14 protein-coding genes and 1 tRNA gene are annotated in these 14189 nt (G+C 66.3%); 7 read left to right on the forward strand and 8 right to left on the reverse strand.

Annotation, left to right across the window (positions count from 1 at the left end; translation table 11 throughout):
• The first annotated feature begins 132 nt into the window (after positions 1 to 132).
• Genes P24_RS14110 through P24_RS14120 form a run of 3 tightly spaced genes read left to right on the forward strand, consistent with a single transcriptional unit; the run spans position 133 to position 3285 of the window.
• Positions 133 to 1302: an acyl-CoA dehydrogenase family protein gene (locus P24_RS14110; protein WP_008945412.1), complete on the forward strand. Its 1170-nt coding sequence runs from the start codon at positions 133 to 135 to the stop codon at positions 1300 to 1302.
• 13 nt (positions 1303 to 1315) lie between these two features.
• A complete protein-coding gene (locus P24_RS14115) occupies positions 1316 to 2434 on the forward strand; it encodes a CaiB/BaiF CoA transferase family protein (protein WP_008945413.1) in 1119 nt (372 codons plus the stop codon).
• Entirely contained in the window at positions 2431 to 3285 is an 855-nt protein-coding gene (locus P24_RS14120; protein ID WP_008945414.1) for an FAS1-like dehydratase domain-containing protein, read from the forward strand. Before P24_RS14115 ends, P24_RS14120 begins: the two co-directional genes overlap by 4 nt.
• A gap of 7 nt (positions 3286 to 3292) precedes the next feature.
• Here P24_RS14120 and P24_RS14125 read toward each other — a convergent pair whose 3' ends face one another.
• From P24_RS14125 to P24_RS14135, 3 genes are all read right to left on the reverse strand, one after another.
• Entirely contained in the window at positions 3293 to 4447 is a 1155-nt protein-coding gene (locus tag P24_RS14125) for a PAS domain-containing sensor histidine kinase (RefSeq protein ID WP_008945415.1), read from the reverse strand.
• 558 nt (positions 4448 to 5005) lie between these two features.
• Positions 5006 to 5548: a GNAT family N-acetyltransferase gene (locus tag P24_RS14130; RefSeq protein WP_008945416.1), complete on the reverse strand. Its 543-nt coding sequence runs from the start codon at positions 5546 to 5548 to the stop codon at positions 5006 to 5008.
• Entirely contained in the window at positions 5545 to 6477 is a 933-nt protein-coding gene (locus tag P24_RS14135) for an N-formylglutamate amidohydrolase (RefSeq protein WP_008945417.1), read from the reverse strand. Before P24_RS14135 ends, P24_RS14130 begins: the two co-directional genes overlap by 4 nt.
• 193 nt (positions 6478 to 6670) lie before the next feature.
• On the opposite strand from P24_RS14135, the gene P24_RS14140 reads away from it, so the two are divergent.
• From P24_RS14140 to P24_RS20640, 3 genes are all read left to right on the forward strand, one after another.
• Positions 6671 to 6745 (forward strand) — tRNA-Val (locus P24_RS14140).
• Between the two features lie 115 nt (positions 6746 to 6860).
• On the forward strand, positions 6861 to 7082 hold the full coding sequence (locus P24_RS14145) for a hypothetical protein (protein WP_008945418.1): 222 nt from the start codon (positions 6861 to 6863) through the stop codon (positions 7080 to 7082).
• Positions 7079 to 7204, forward strand: a complete 126-nt coding sequence (locus tag P24_RS20640) for a hypothetical protein (RefSeq protein WP_272943354.1) — start codon at positions 7079 to 7081, stop codon at positions 7202 to 7204. The genes P24_RS14145 and P24_RS20640 overlap by 4 nt, the downstream gene beginning before the upstream one ends.
• Before the next feature lie 15 nt (positions 7205 to 7219).
• Here P24_RS20640 and P24_RS14150 read toward each other — a convergent pair whose 3' ends face one another.
• Positions 7220 to 8206, reverse strand: coding sequence for an acyltransferase domain-containing protein (locus tag P24_RS14150; protein ID WP_008945419.1), 987 nt, complete (start codon positions 8204 to 8206; stop codon positions 7220 to 7222).
• Between the two features lie 205 nt (positions 8207 to 8411).
• On the opposite strand from P24_RS14150, the gene P24_RS14155 reads away from it, so the two are divergent.
• Positions 8412 to 8990, forward strand: coding sequence for a YcjF family protein (locus tag P24_RS14155; protein ID WP_008945420.1), 579 nt, complete (start codon positions 8412 to 8414; stop codon positions 8988 to 8990).
• A 73-nt stretch (positions 8991 to 9063) separates the two neighbouring features.
• Here the strand turns inward: P24_RS14155 and P24_RS14160 are convergent, their stop codons facing one another.
• The 4 genes from P24_RS14160 to P24_RS14175 form a co-directional block, all read right to left on the reverse strand.
• Entirely contained in the window at positions 9064 to 9258 is a 195-nt protein-coding gene (locus P24_RS14160; RefSeq protein ID WP_008945421.1) for a hypothetical protein, read from the reverse strand.
• On the reverse strand, positions 9255 to 10583 hold the full coding sequence (locus P24_RS14165; protein WP_008945422.1) for an ABC transporter substrate-binding protein: 1329 nt from the start codon (positions 10581 to 10583) through the stop codon (positions 9255 to 9257). The genes P24_RS14160 and P24_RS14165 overlap by 4 nt, the downstream gene beginning before the upstream one ends.
• Before the next feature lie 5 nt (positions 10584 to 10588).
• Positions 10589 to 11446 (reverse strand): prohibitin family protein, encoded by an 858-nt coding sequence (locus P24_RS14170; RefSeq protein WP_008945423.1) that lies wholly within the window; start codon positions 11444 to 11446, stop codon positions 10589 to 10591.
• 97 nt (positions 11447 to 11543) lie between these two features.
• A partial coding sequence (locus tag P24_RS14175) for an amino acid adenylation domain-containing protein (RefSeq protein WP_008945424.1) occupies positions 11544 to 14189 on the reverse strand: 2646 nt, incomplete at its 5' end.

Consider the following 14189-nt stretch of genomic DNA (forward strand, 5'->3'; position numbering starts at 1 on the left):
GCCATGCCTTCGGCGCATGGCCCGCCCCCGGAACCGCGCGGAAGGCGGTTTCATATTGCATGGCAACAGCGTTTCCTTATCGTGCGGGCGGCCTATTTGTCCGACAAAGCCCGATAAAGAGGAAACGCCGCCATGTCCGCCACACCGTCCACGCAAGAGAGCTTCCCCGAGATCCGCGAGGCCGTCCGCCAGCTCTGCGCCGGTTTTCCCGGCGAATACTGGCGCGAGAAGGACCGCGAGCGCGCCTATCCGACGGAGTTCGTGCAGGCGCTGACCGAGGCCGGCTACCTCTCCGTGCTGATCCCGGAGGAATATGGCGGCAGCGGCCTTGGCATCGAGGCAGCGGCGGCGATCCTGGAGGAAATCCAGAAGGCCGGCTGCAATGGCGCTGCCTGCCATGCGCAGATGTACACGATGGGCACGCTGCTTCGGCACGGCAACGAGGCGCAGAAAAAGCAGTATCTGCCGAAGATCGCCACCGGCGAGCTGCGCCTGCAGGCCTTCGGCGTGACCGAGCCGACGGCGGGCACTGACACCACCTCGATCCGCACCGTGGCGGTGCGTGAGGGCGACAAATACATCGTGAACGGCCAGAAGGTCTGGACCAGCCGCGCCGAACATTCCGACCTGATGATCCTGCTGGCCCGCACCACGCCGAAGGATCAGGTGACGAAGAAGACCGAGGGCCTGTCGGTGTTCCTGGTCGATATGAAGAAGGCGCTGGGCAAGGGGCTGACCATCCGGCCGATCCGCACCATGCTGAACCACGCCACCACGGAAATCTTCCTGGACGATCTGGAAGTGCCGGCGGAGAACCTCATCGGCGAGGAGGGCAAGGGCTTCCGCTACATCCTCGACGGCATGAATGCGGAGCGCATCCTGATCGCCGCCGAATGTATCGGCGATGCCCGCTGGTTCATCGCCAAGGCCACCGAATACGCCACCGAGCGCAAGGTGTTCGGCCGCCCGATCGGCCAGAATCAGGGCATCCAGTTCCCGATCGCCAAGGCCTATGCGCAGTCGGAAGCCGCCGCGCTGATGGTCGAGCGCGCGGCGCAGATGTATGACGGCAAGATTCCCTGCGGCAAGGAAGCCAACATGGCGAAGCTGCTGGCCGCCGACGCCTCCTGGGCAGCGGCCGACATGTGCCTGCAGACGCATGGCGGCTTCGGCTTCGCGGAGGAGTACGACGTGGAGCGCAAGTTCCGCGAGACGCGCCTGTACCAGATCGCGCCGATCTCCACCAACCTGATCTATGCCTATCTGTCCGAGCATGTGCTCGGCCTGCCGCGCTCTTACTGATGGGCGCACTGTAATGGGCGCACTGGACGGATTGCTGGTGGTGGCGCTGGAACAGGCCGTCGCCGCCCCGCTCTGCACCGCAAAGCTGGCCGATGCTGGCGCGCGGGTGATCAAGATCGAGCGTACCGAGGGCGATTTCGCGCGCGGCTATGACGATGCGGTGAAGGGCCAGGCGAGCTATTTCGTCTGGCTGAACCGCGGCAAGGAATCCCTGACGCTCGATATCAAGAACCCGGACGACAAGGCGCTGCTGGAACGGCTGATCGCGAAGGCCGACGTGTTCGTGCAGAACCTCGCCCCCGGGGCCACCACGCGCGCCGGCATCGGCGCGGAGGAACTGCGCAAGCGCCATCCCTCGCTGATCACCGTCGATATCAGCGGCTATGGCGAGGAAGGCCCGCTGGCCGAGATGAAGGCCTACGACCTGCTGGTGCAGGCGGAAAGCGGGCTGTGCTCGGTCACCGGCACGCCGGAGGGCATGGCCCGCGTCGGCGTGTCGGTCGGCGATATCGGCGCCGGCATGAACGCCTATGCCGCCGTGCTGGAAGCCCTCATCAAACGCGGCACGACGGGCCAGGGCAGCGCCATCAAGGTCTCGCTGTTCGACGGGCTGGCCGACTGGATGAACGTGCCCTACCTGCAATATGCCTATGGCGGCAAGGCGCCGGCGCGCATCGGCCTCGGCCATGCCACCATCCAGCCCTATGGCGCCTACGCTTGCGCCGACGGGCAGGTGATGCTGGCGATCCAGAACGAACGCGAATGGGCGCGGCTCTGCGCAGAGGTGCTGGGCCAGCCCTCCCTCGCCACCGATGAACGCTTTTCCACCAACGTCGCGCGCTGCGCCAACCGCCCGGCGCTGAGCGAGGCCATCGAAGCCGTGTTCAGGACGCTGCCGCGCGCCCAGGTGGTGGAGAAGCTGAAGGCGGCGAAGATCGCCTTCGCCTCGGTCAACAGCGTTGCCGATCTTGTGGGGCATCCGGCGCTGCGCCTCGTCCCGGTGGAGACGCCGGAAGGAGCGGTCGAGATCGTCGCCCCCGCCGCCATCGTGGATGGCATGACACCCGGCCTGAAGCCCGTGCCCGCCATCGGCCAGCACAGCGAGGCCATCCGCAAGGAATTCGCCGCATGAGCATCGACGCAGAGAAGCTGCAGGGCTGGATCGGCAAGCGCCAGGAGGTGAATGAACGCCTCGCCGCCTGGGCCGTGCATGCCTGGAACGCCACGCTGGACCGCGAGGACGAAAAGCCGAAGGAGGGCGATCCGCTGCCGCCCGGCGCGCACTGGATCTTCTTCCACGAGGCGGCGCGCACCAGCCAGCTGGGCGAGGATGGCCATCCGCAGCGTGGCGGCTTCCTGCCGCCGGTCGAGCTGCCGCGCCGCATGTGGGCCGGCGGACGGCTGCAATTCCTGAAGAATCTCGCCATCGGCGAGCGTGCGACCCGCACCTCCGAGGTGATGTCGGTCGCCGTGAAGGAGGGCCGCACCGGGCCGCTGGTGTTCGTCACTGTGAAGCACGAGATCGCCGGGGCGGAGGGCGTGGCCATCGTCGAGGAGCACGACATCGTCTATCGCGGCTGGCCCAGCGAGGCCGAAAAGGCAAAGCAGCCGCCGGCCGCGCCACCGGTGGCCGAGGCCGTCTGGTCGCGCGAACTGGTGCCGACGCCGCCGCTGCTGTTCCGCTATTCCGCGCTGACCTTCAACGGCCACCGCATCCATTACGACCACCCCTATGTCACGCAGGTGGAAGGCTATCCCGGCCTGATCGTGCATGGCCCGCTGATGGCAACGCTGCTGCTCGACCTGGTGCGCCGCGAAGCGCCGGAGAAGCGCCTGACCGGCTTTTCCTTCCGCGGCATGAGCCCGGTCTTCGACACCGCCCCCTTCCATGTAAACGGCACGCCAAAAGACGGCGGCGCCGATCTGTGGATCGCCGGGCCGGGCAATTACCTCGGCATGCAGGCCACGGCACAGTTCGGATAAGGAAACGCTACTTCGCTGTCTGTTCGCCGACGGGGGCGGCGCGGTCGGTCAGCACGCGGCGCGCCGGGAACAGCAGGGTCGCCGTGGTGCCCTTGCCGGGGCGGCTGGACAGCAGCAGCCTTCCGCCATGCGCCTCGATCATCGATTTCACAAGCGGCAGGCCAAGCCCGGTGCCGTGATGGCCACGCGCCAGCGGCGAATCGATCTGCCCGAACGGCGACAACGCGACCGGGATGTCCGCCTCCGTCATGCCGATGCCGGTGTCGCGCACGCTGAGGGCATAGCCGCCTTCTTCCGTCATCGTGCCGGTGATCTGGACCTCGCCGCCGGAAGGCGTGAACTTCACCGCGTTCGAGGCCAGGTTCAGCAGCATCTGCTTCAGCTGCCGTTCGTCGGCCAGCAGGTCCGGCACCGGCGGTTCCAGCGCGGCCTGGAACGCAACCCCGCCATTGCGGGCCCGGCCATCGACCATGCGCGCCACCGCCGCGACGATGCCGGCGATATCGACCCGCGCCTCGACCAGCTGGGTACGGCCGGCATTGAACTTCGCCATGTCGAGCAGATCGTTGATGATCGACAGCAGATATTCCCCGCTTTCACGGATACTGGCGGCATAGGTCCGGTAGCGCGGGTCGCCCAGCGGCCCGTTCACCTCGCCCATGATGAGTTCGGAAAAGCCCAGGATCGCGTTCAGCGGCGTGCGCAGCTCATGCGTCATGTTGGACAGGAATTCGGTCTTGCTGCGCTCGGCCCGCTCCGCCTCGCTGCGCTGCAGCAGCAGGGTCATCTCGCGCTGCTTGTCCGCGGTGATGTCCACCTGGGTGACGAGGATGCCGCCATCCGCCAGCTGCTTCAGCTCGCCGCGCAGCCAGCGCCCGTCGGCCAGCTGCTGCTCCGGATTGCTCCAGGGCGGCTGGCGCTCCAGCACCAGCCGGGCAACCCACGCCTCGCCCGATACCTCATCCTTCGGTGGGATCAACCCGGCGACAAGGCAGTCGCGCAAGATATCCAGCCGCAGCCGGCCAGTCCGGAAATGCGGCGACCAGTCCGGGTAGAAATTGCGGAAGGCCTGGTTGCAGACGACCATCCGGTCCGCCGCGTCATAGATGACGACCGCAACGTCCGAGGCCTCAAGCGCCTGCTCGATAAGCTCCGCCCGCATGGCTTCCGCAGGTGCCTGACTGCCGTTTTCCGTCACCGCCTATCCCCATATCCAGGCAATCCCGCGCGGCTGAGCGGGACCGCAAGACCCATTGAAACTGTTCTTTTCGAGGGAGCGGACGCCGTCGATTTTGCGGGCCCGTTTCTTGATCGTCCTTGGCTTGTGCCGGGCGAACCGGCACTTCAGTAAAATAGCATATGCAAGAGGATAACCACCACCGGGATTCTGACAGTGCCCGTGCTGCCAGCTCCTATTCCTTCGGCCGGTACGACCGAAGATTACGGCCAGCTGCTACCAGGCGACCGATTATGCTGCAACGCACAGTTAATTCTTTCATAGGATTACAGATTAAAGAATCTCTGATTTTCTTATCTTTTTTAACGCGAGAATGCGTTGACAAGCCGAAAGTCGAGCATCATATTTTGCAGTGCGACATGACCTTGTCCTCTGTCGTACGCACTTTTGGGCGTTTCCTCCCTAAACTTGGGCCGTGCAGCCGCACGGCCCATTTTTTTGCGCCTGCGAAAAGATACCCGGAAACGGGATCAGAAACGGGCCTCAGGAACGGGATGACGGCAGGCTCGTATCGCCCTCGCCCAGCGCGCGCTGCAGCAGCACGCTGTCCACCCAGCGGCCATGCTTGAAGCCGACAGAGCGGATGGTGCCCACATCCTTGAAGCCCAGCGCCTGATGCAGCCCAATGGAGCCGTGATTGCCGCTGTCGCCGATGATCGCGATCATCTGGCGGAAGCCCATATCCGTGCAGCGCGCCAGCAGCGCCGTCAGCAGCGCGCGCCCCACCCCCTTGCCCGCCATGCCGTCGCGGACATAGACCGAATCCTCGACCGAATAGCGGTAGGCCGGGCGCGGCCGGTACTGGCCGGCATAGGAATAGCCGACGAGATCGCCCGCCAGCTCGGCGGCAAGGTAGGGAAAGCCGCCCTCCTTCAGCGTGCGGAAGCGGCGCAGCATCTCCGCCTCGTCCGGCGGCGTCTCCTCGAAGCTGGCCAGCCCGTGCTGGACGTGATGGGCATAGATGGCGCGGATGGCAGGAATATCGGCCTCGCGCGCGTCGCGGACCACAATGGTGTCGAGGTTCATTCGGCGGCCAGCAGGTTCAGGTTGATGTCTCCCAGACCGACAATCAGCTGGCGCATCTGATCCGCCAGCACTGCCAGGTGGGCTTTGCGCTCCAGCGTCCGCTCGTCCATGTAGAGCGCGCGGTTGATCTCGATCTGGATGGCATGCACGCCCTCGCGCGGGCGGCCGTAATGGCGCGTGGTGTAGCCGCCGGCATAGGGATGGTTGCGCACCACCGAATAGCCAAGGCCGCTCAGCAGCGCCTCGCAGCGTTCGGTGACCGCCGGCGAGCAGGCCGTGCCGAAGCAATCGCCCAGTACGGTGTCGATGCGCCCGTTCTTCTGCGAACCGCGGCCGCTGCCGATCGGCGACAGGCCGGTGGAGGGCATGGAATGGCAATCGACCAGGATGGCGAAGCCGAAACGCCGCCGCGTCTCCTCGATCAGCGCGGCCAGGGCGGCGTGATAGGGGCGATAGCAGGTGGAGATGCGGCGCATCGCCTCCGCCACCGGCAGCTTTTCCCGATAGATCGGCTCGCCATCGGCAACGATGCGCGCGATGGTGCCCAGCCCAGCCGCCACCCGCGGCGAGCGCACATTGGCATAGTCCGGCAGCTGGCCCTCGAACATTGCCGGGTCCAGCTCGAACGGCTCGCGGTTGGGATCGACATAGACGCGCGGAAACAGCGCGCGGATCAGCGGCGCGCCGAGGCCGGGGGCGGCCGCGACGATCTCATCGACGAAGCAATCCTCCGACTTGCGCAGCGCATGGTCGGTCAGCCGGGATGCCGCCTTCAGCGACTCCGGATAGACGCTGCCGCTGTGCGGGGAGGCGAACACCAGCGGCAGGCGCTGACCCGCCGCCGGGCGCAGCACCTCGAAGGCCGGTGCGATTTCCGCCGCGAGGCTGTTATCGCCGGGATGATCGGGAAAAGCCGTGTCTCTTGTCATCGCGAAGGATGATAGGGCGGGCGCACTGACCTGTCATCAGCCAGCTTCCGGTGGTCTGCAAGGCCCGCGACAGGCCGGCCTGAAAAACCGCGCGGAACGACGTTCGTCGGGCTTGCCTTGGCGGCGCGGCGATGCTAAACGCTTCGCTCCGTTCAGGAGACACCCCGTTTTCGCCCTGAACGCCGCATGGAATGGGCGCGTAGCTCAGCGGGAGAGCACTACGTTGACATCGTAGGGGTCACAGGTTCAATCCCTGTCGCGCCCACCATTCCAGCCCAATTCTCAGCTGATGATCTGGTGCCAGCGGCACCGCCGTGTCATCTTGCACTGCAAGAGTCGGCCACGCCGGAACCTGGTGTATGCCTGTGCAAGGTAAAGCCAGCATGAGCCAGATACATAATGAGAGGGTTAAACTGTCGGCAACATGGCTGAATGGGCTGTCCATTGCCATATTCGCCGTTGGCGGCTTCGCCCCCATGCTCACGCGGCTTTATGACGGCAGAGCACTCGACAAGTCGCTGCTGGCCATCGCGGCGGGTTGTTTCCTCGCCGCCTTCGCCATACATTTTATGGCACGCGATATTTTGCGGAGGTTGAAGCCATGACACAGGAAACATTGGCGCTGCTGCTCATGCCAGCCGCTGGCCTGTTGATGGCCGTCATCATGCTGTACATCGTGAAACGCGACAGTGACCGGAATGACAAACACCGGCCTGGCACGCATTAACCGATAACACCCCGCTCAGACCGTCTTCCCCACCCCCTCAAGCCGTTTCATATTGCCGCCGAAGGGCGACAGCAGCGCCAGGGTCTGGGACGCGGAGGACGCCGCCTTATTCTGCCGCGCCAGAGCGGCCAGCGTGCCCGACGGGCTGAGATCGACATAGCGGGCGCCGCCCCGCTCTTCCCATCCCCGCTTTTCCAGGACTGTGAAGCAGCCGCGCAAGTCCATCGGGTCGCGCACGATGCGCCACAGGAAGTCGGGCGGCAGGTTCGCTGGGTCCAGCGGCCCACCCAGGCAGCTCGACCAGCAGGGCCAGAAGGGTGCCGCGAGCCGCAACCCGGCCGAGGCGGCGCGGCAGGCCTCCGCCGCCGGATCGATCCATCTGGAATGAAAGGCGAAGCCCACCGGCAGGCGCTGGAACGCGACCGAGCGAGCGCGCAACGTTGCCTCTATCGTCTCCAGCGCCCCGGCCGGCGCCGACAGCACGAAATGCCCGTCGGAACTGATGCCCGCGATCTCGCTGTTCTGCGCCAGTTCCGGCTCCTCGCGCCACAGCGCGGGCGGCGCCAGTGCCGCGACCATGCCACCGGGCGCGCAGCTTGCCTCGAACCGGGCCGGCTGATCGGCGACATGCAGCAACGCCTCCTCGAACGGCAGCATGCCGGCGACACTCATGGCGACGAACTCGCCCAGGCTGACGCCCAGCAGCAGATCGGGGCGCAGGCCGCGCTGCATCACCGCCCGCGCCACCGCATACTGCACCAGAAACAGCGCAGGGTGGCTGACCGCCAGCCGGTCGAACGGGTCACCGATGCGGCGGTCCGGCCCATAGATTTCCGCGATCAGCGAATAGCCGAACCGGTCCCGCAACAGCGCATCGCCAATCCGCATCCAGTCGCGGAACACCGGTTCCTGCTCGTACAGGTCCGCCGCCATGCGGAAGTACTGCGCGCCCTGGCCGGCGAAGCAGAACACCACCGGGCGGGCGGAGGCGGACTCACTCATGCTTACTCACTCCCTGCAGGCGCTGCTGGCCTGCCCCCTGTTCTGCAGCCTGCCCGATTGCCTGTAAAGGTTTGATGAAACACGCCCAACACCGCATTTACCCTCTTTCCATCGCGGCGGCGAAGCGGTACCGTCTGGAGTATCCATCCGCTAATATTGAGCGGTGGGCGAGATATGGCGGGCAGAGAACAACGGGAGAGAGCCAATGGCCACGAAATCCACCGACAGCGGCAGTGCTGCCGACACCAAGACGGCCGCAGTTTCCGGCGCTGACGGCGTGGCACGCGCGCTCAGCGGCGAGAGCAAGATCAAGAGCTATGTGATCGCCTCGACCGCGGCGGCCATCGTGCCGGTTCCGCTGTTCGACATCGCCGCCGTCACGGCGATCCAGCTGCGCATGATCCAGAAGCTGTCCCAGCTGTATGGCACGCCCTTCTCCGAGAGCGCCGTGCGCAACGTCATCACCGCGCTGGCCGGTGGCGTGCTTGGCTATGGCGTCGGTGCTGCGGTTGCGATCAGCATGACCAAGGCGATCCCGGGCATCGGCTGGATGCTGGGCATGGTTTCCATGCCGGTGATTGCCGGCGGCTCGACCTACGCCATCGGTCGCGCCTATCTGAAGCATTTCGAGGAGGGCGGCTCGGTCTTCGACTTCGATGTCGAGAGCATGCGCAGCTACTATGACGAGCAGTTCGAGAAGGGCAAGAAGCTGGCCGCCAAGGTCAAGGCTGAGGCCCGCAAGCGCTCCGCCGAGGCCGATTTCGAGGAAGCGCCCGCCGCCTGACCTCGCCGGCTTGAAACATAAACGCCGCCGCCCCGGCCGGGACGGCGGCGTTTTTCGTTGCGGAAGGGTCCTATCAGAACAGCCGGGCGCGCTTGCCGACCTTGTCGTCGGAGGCCAGCAGGACGATCACGCCGACCACCGGGCTGAACAGGAAGGAAATCAGGAAGTTCCCCAGGAAGCCGAAGCGCTTGTTGCGGCCGAGGATACCGATCAGCCAGCTCGCGCCGATCCAGGTTACAAGGAAGCCAGGATGGAAGAGGAAGGTCATCGCATGTAATCCTTGATGATTGCCGATGGCCGGCCGCTGTCCGGCGGTGTAACAGACCCGTGCCAGGCGAAAGGTTTGCGGTATTTGGCCACCGCCTCGAAATTCTTCCCGTTATGATAGACGATAAAGGTGTCCGTGTCGGTTATCAGCCCGTTGCTGTCGAAGGATACCATGCCGGTGGCGCCTTCAAAGGGCGTCTCGTAGCGCATCACCCTGAGCTTGTCCTCCAGCTTGGTGGTATCGCGCGTCCCGGTGATATCGACGATATAATCCAGCAGCTTGATCGCATCATAGCCGATAGCCGCCAGCAGGTCAGGCCTCTTGCCATAGCGCGCCTCGAAATCGGCCAGGAACTGCCGCGCGACCGGGCTGTCACTCTGTTCGTCATAGAGCGACACGGCCGCGACATCATGCATGTTCGCCAGCCCGGCCACATCCTCCAGCGCGGTGGCGAACAGATTCTCCGGCCCCAAGATCGGGATACTGAGGCCGAGCGTGCGGGCGCGGCGGATAAAATAGCCCGCATCCTCCATCGAGTTGGTAGCGATGAAGAACGCATCGATCTCGTTCACCGAGAACAGGTTGTTATCCAGGATGAACAGCAGCAGATCGTCGATGGAGCGGCCCTCGGCGGACAACGCGCCGCGATAGAGAATCTCCCCGCCCTCCTGGCCGATGAAGCTCTGGAACTGCTTCGTCGTTTCCGTGCCATAGCCGCTGTTATCCGACAGCAGCACGAAGCGCCGCATGCCCTGCGACATGGCGAAATGCGCCATCACCCGCGCGATATCTGCATTGTTCGGCTGCAGGGCGAAAAGATTGGTGAATTGCAGGTTGCTGAGCGATGTCGCCGTGGCATGGGTGGCCAGGAACAGCCGCCTCTCGCGGTTATAGATGGCGCTGGCCGGCACCGCCGTGGCGGAATAGCCATGCCCCACGACCACCATGGTGTCCTTGTCGGCCACGATGCGCCCGGCCAGATCCAGCGTGCGTTCCACCACGCTGGTCAGCTTCATCCTGTCGGTGAAGGGCTGTTCGGGCACATAGGCCGCATCGAGCTGGGCGCCGGCCAGCCCGTTCCCGGCATTCACCTGCTCGACGGCGAGGCGGATACCCGCCAGGAACTGACGGCTGCCGGGGTCGTCGGGATAAACCACGGCGATCTTGAAGCGCTCGCCGGCAAGCGCCGTATCCGTGCCCTGCGGGCCGAGATACAGGAAGGCCGCCATGCCGGCCACCGCGGCAACGATCAGCGCCGAGAGCAGCCAGGACACCAGTGCCCAGTTGCCCGCCAGACGGGAGGCTATCGAATCGACACGCCGCATTGCCGCTACCGGTCGCCAAGGATGATCGGCAGCCCATCCTTGCCGGCGCCAATGACCACCGTCTTGGCGTTGTTCGAGGTCGCCAGCTCACGCGTTGCCTGAATGCCCTGCCAGCGCAGCAGGTCCTGGGTCAGGGTCTCGCCCACCCGGCGCTGATATTCCTGGATGCCGCCGGCCTCGATCTTCTTGCGCTCGGCCTCCTTATGTTCGATGGCCAGCCGGTACTGATAGGCCTTCTCCTGCTCGCCCAGCACAAGCTTCTGCTCGATGGCATCGCGCACCGGGACCGGCAGATCGACCGATTTCACCAGCACATCGTCGATCAGCACATAGCGGCTCTCGACCTTCGACAGGCTGCTGACGACGATGGATTCGAGGAAGCCGCGCTTGCTGGTATAGACCTCCTCCGGCCCGTACTGGCCGACCGCCCGGCGCAGCACCGCCTCGGTTTCCGGGAACACCACCTTCTCCAGATATTCTGGGCCGACGGCGACATGCAGCAACGGCAGCATGCGGATATCCGGGCGGTAGCGCACCGCGACATTCAGGTCCACCGGCAGGCCGCTGCTGGTCAGCAGGGAATATTCCCGCTCCTTGGTCTGCAGGCGCATGTCGTAGATGAACATGCGGTCCCATGGCCACAGCAGATGCACGCCTTCATCATAGATCTGCTCCATCTCGGTGCCGCTGAAGAAGCGGTAGAGCACGCCGGCCTCACCGGAGCGGATCGAGACGACGATCCGACTCCACAGCAGCACGCTGGCGATCAGCAGCGCGATCAGCAGCAGGGCCGCGACAGTCCGACGATGGAAGCGGCGGCTGTCTGCCTCTTCGATATAGTCTTCTTCAATATCGTCAGACATATAGCTCGACAGCTCCCGTTCGGCGCCTGGTGCCCGGCATTATGCGTTGCCCCTCCGATTCTTGCCAGCCTCGATCCTGGATCATCGGCCCTTCTCCCTAACCGTTCTGCGCCTTGCGCCGCGGGCGGCGGCCACCCTCGGCGCGCGACAGGGCAGACTCCAGGATGGCCGCGCAGCGTGCCAGCCCCGGCGGCCGCAGGATCGTGTAATGATCGCCCGGCACCGCGTGCAGATCGAGACCGCCACCCGCCAGCGGCGTCCACCCGCGGGACTGGTCCGCCACCGGCACCGCCTTGCCCGCCAGCACCGTGACCGCGCCGCCATAGGGCGCCGGCTCGTAATCGGCCAGCGCCTGGACATGCGCGCGGAACACCGCGAACAGCCGGCGCAGCTGGCCGCTGTCCATGCCGGGCAGCGCCGCAGTCAGCCAGGGCGACAGCAGCAGCGCGGCGAAGGGATCGCGCCCCTCGGCCACCTGCAACGGCGGAATATCGGCCAGCCCCAAGAGATCGCGGGCGAAGGCGCGGACCTCGCGGACCTCCTGTGATTCGTCTGACGGCTCACCCAAACTGTTCAGCAAGGCCGGCGTGTAACTCTCGATCAGCGTCACCGTCCCCACTGGCTGGCCCGCCGCCGCAAGCTGGCGTGCCGTCTCGAAGGCCAGCACCCCGCCCATCGACCAGCCGGCAAGATGATAGGGCCCGTCAGGCTGATGGGCACGGATCAGCGCGGCATAGGCACCAGCCATGGCGGGAAGGCCGCCCGCGAAGGGCTGCTCGCCCGGCTCGATACCGGCGGCCTGTATGCCGATCACCGGCCGGCCCGACTGCAACAGCCGCGCAAGATCGCGGTAGCAGGCAACCGACCCGCCGACCGGATGGATAACGAACAGTGCTGGCTTGCCACCCTCTGTCCGCAGCGGCACCAGCCCCGGTCCGCCCGCAGTCTCTGGGGCCGCAGCAGGCTCCCGCAACAGTGCCGCCTGATGCGCCAGCACCGGCGTGGCGATCAGCGCCGCCACCGGCAGCTCGCGTCCGAAATGCTGGCGAATGCGGGTCTGCAGCCGCAGGGCGAGCAGCGAATGGCCGCCCAGCGCAAAGAAATCGCAGGCGGGGCCGATGGCAAGTGTCTCCGGCAGGTCCAGCACGGCGCGCCACAGGCCGGCCAGATCGGCTTCAACCGGATCGTGAAGCCCGGCATCCGCCGCCGGCATATCCGCATCCGCTATGGCCGGCAGCGCGGCCCGGTCCAGCTTGCCGCTCGGCATCACCGGCAGGGCGGGCAGCGCCATGAAGGCCGCTGGCACCATGTAGGTTGGCAGACGCCCGGCCAGCCAGCGCCGCAGTTCCTCCTCGCGCAGCCCCTTTTCGCCGGCGACGACATAGGCAACCAGCCGCTGGGCAGCACCCGTGCCCTGCACCACCACGGCGGCATCGCGCATGCCGCCGGCCCGCAGCGCCGCCTCGATCTCGCCCGGCTCGATGCGGAAGCCGCGCAGCTTCACCTGCTGGTCGATACGGCCATGGAAACCGATCAGCCCGTCGCGGCCGGGGATGAAGCTGGCGCGGTCGCCGGTGCGGTACAGCCGCACGGGACGGCGCCGTCCCGGAAGCTTCCGCTCCACGAAACGCGATTCGGTAAGGTCGGGCTGGCGGAAATAGCCGAGCGCCAGCCGACGCCCGCCGATATGCAATTCGCCCTCAACCCCTTCCGGCACCGGATTCCCCGAAGGGTCGAGGATATAGGCCTCGGTGCCCGGCAGCGGCCGGCCAATCGGCAGCGCCTCTTCAGGCGCGCCATCCCGTGGCACCTCATGCAGCGTACAGGTGACGGTGGTCTCGGTCGGGCCATAGGCGTTCAGCAGCCGCGCCCCGCGCAGCGGCCCGGCGCGCCAGAGCGCCGGCAGGTCGGGCGGTGCGGCCTCGCCGCCGACGACCAGCAGCCGCAGCGTGGAAGGCTCGACAGTCTCTCCGGCTTCCGCCCAGGCCAGCAGCGCCTCGCGCAGATAGGCCGGCGGCAAATCGGCGACACTCACCTTGTGGTCGCGCAGCACCCGCATCAGCTCGGCGGGCGACCAGAGATCGTGCCCCCGGATGACCAGCCGGCCACCGACCGCCAGCGTGGTCAGCATCTGCTCCAGCGCCGGATCGAAGGTCGGCGGGGAGAAATGCAGCACCGCATCCTTGCGGGTAATGCCAAGGCACTGGATCGCCGCCGCGCAATGTTCCGCCAACGCGCCCTGCGATACCAGAACGCCCTTCGGCTGCCCGGTCGAGCCGGAGGTATAGATCATATAGGCCGGGTCCTTGCGGCGCAGCCGCACCGGCTTCGCCAGCGGTTTCATCGCCTTCAGCGCCCGCTTCTCGCCTTCCAGATCGAGGATCGGCGGCACGCCTTCGTCGAGACTGCGCATCCGGGCCGCCCCCGCCGCATCACTCACCAGCAGCACAGGATCGGCATCCGCCAGCACCAGCGCCAGCCGCGCCACGGGCTGCTCGACATCCAGCGGCACCCAGACCGCGCCGCAGGCAAGGCAAGCCAGCAGCGAGGCAACACAGTCCGGCCCGCGCGGCAGCAGCACCGCCACCCGGTCGCCGCGCCCGACGCCCCGGTCCCGCAGCAGCGCCGCCAGCCGCATCGCGCGGCGCCACAGCCGGCGGTAGCTGAGAGTGGTGCCATCCTCCGCCGCGTGCAGGGCGATGGCCTTGGGCTGGCGGGCGGCGGTCTCGGCGATCCATTGCGC

It is taken from the genome of Oceanibaculum indicum P24 (assembly GCF_000299935.1).
GTDB lineage: Bacteria > Pseudomonadota > Alphaproteobacteria > Oceanibaculales > Oceanibaculaceae > Oceanibaculum > Oceanibaculum indicum.

Excerpts from the sequence above, each read along its gene's own strand:
- P24_RS14125 (WP_008945415.1), bottom strand. The coding sequence starts at position 4,447 with ATGCGGGCGGAGCTTATCGAGCAGGCGCTTGAGGCCTCGGACGTTGCG.
- P24_RS14135 (WP_008945417.1), bottom strand. The coding sequence starts at position 6,477 with ATGACAAGAGACACGGCTTTTCCCGATCATCCCGGCGATAACAGCCTC.
- P24_RS14130 (WP_008945416.1), bottom strand. The coding sequence starts at position 5,548 with ATGAACCTCGACACCATTGTGGTCCGCGACGCGCGCGAGGCCGATATT.
- P24_RS14150 (WP_008945419.1), bottom strand. The coding sequence starts at position 8,206 with ATGAGTGAGTCCGCCTCCGCCCGCCCGGTGGTGTTCTGCTTCGCCGGC.
- P24_RS14155 (WP_008945420.1), top strand. The coding sequence starts at position 8,412 with ATGGCCACGAAATCCACCGACAGCGGCAGTGCTGCCGACACCAAGACG.
- P24_RS14110 (WP_008945412.1), top strand. The coding sequence starts at position 133 with ATGTCCGCCACACCGTCCACGCAAGAGAGCTTCCCCGAGATCCGCGAG.
- P24_RS14165 (WP_008945422.1), bottom strand. The coding sequence starts at position 10,583 with ATGCGGCGTGTCGATTCGATAGCCTCCCGTCTGGCGGGCAACTGGGCA.
- P24_RS14160 (WP_008945421.1), bottom strand. The coding sequence starts at position 9,258 with ATGACCTTCCTCTTCCATCCTGGCTTCCTTGTAACCTGGATCGGCGCG.
- P24_RS14145 (WP_008945418.1), top strand. The coding sequence starts at position 6,861 with ATGAGCCAGATACATAATGAGAGGGTTAAACTGTCGGCAACATGGCTG.
- P24_RS14115 (WP_008945413.1), top strand. The coding sequence starts at position 1,316 with ATGGGCGCACTGGACGGATTGCTGGTGGTGGCGCTGGAACAGGCCGTC.
- P24_RS14170 (WP_008945423.1), bottom strand. The coding sequence starts at position 11,446 with ATGTCTGACGATATTGAAGAAGACTATATCGAAGAGGCAGACAGCCGC.
- P24_RS14120 (WP_008945414.1), top strand. The coding sequence starts at position 2,431 with ATGAGCATCGACGCAGAGAAGCTGCAGGGCTGGATCGGCAAGCGCCAG.
- P24_RS20640 (WP_272943354.1), top strand. The coding sequence starts at position 7,079 with ATGACACAGGAAACATTGGCGCTGCTGCTCATGCCAGCCGCTGGCCTG.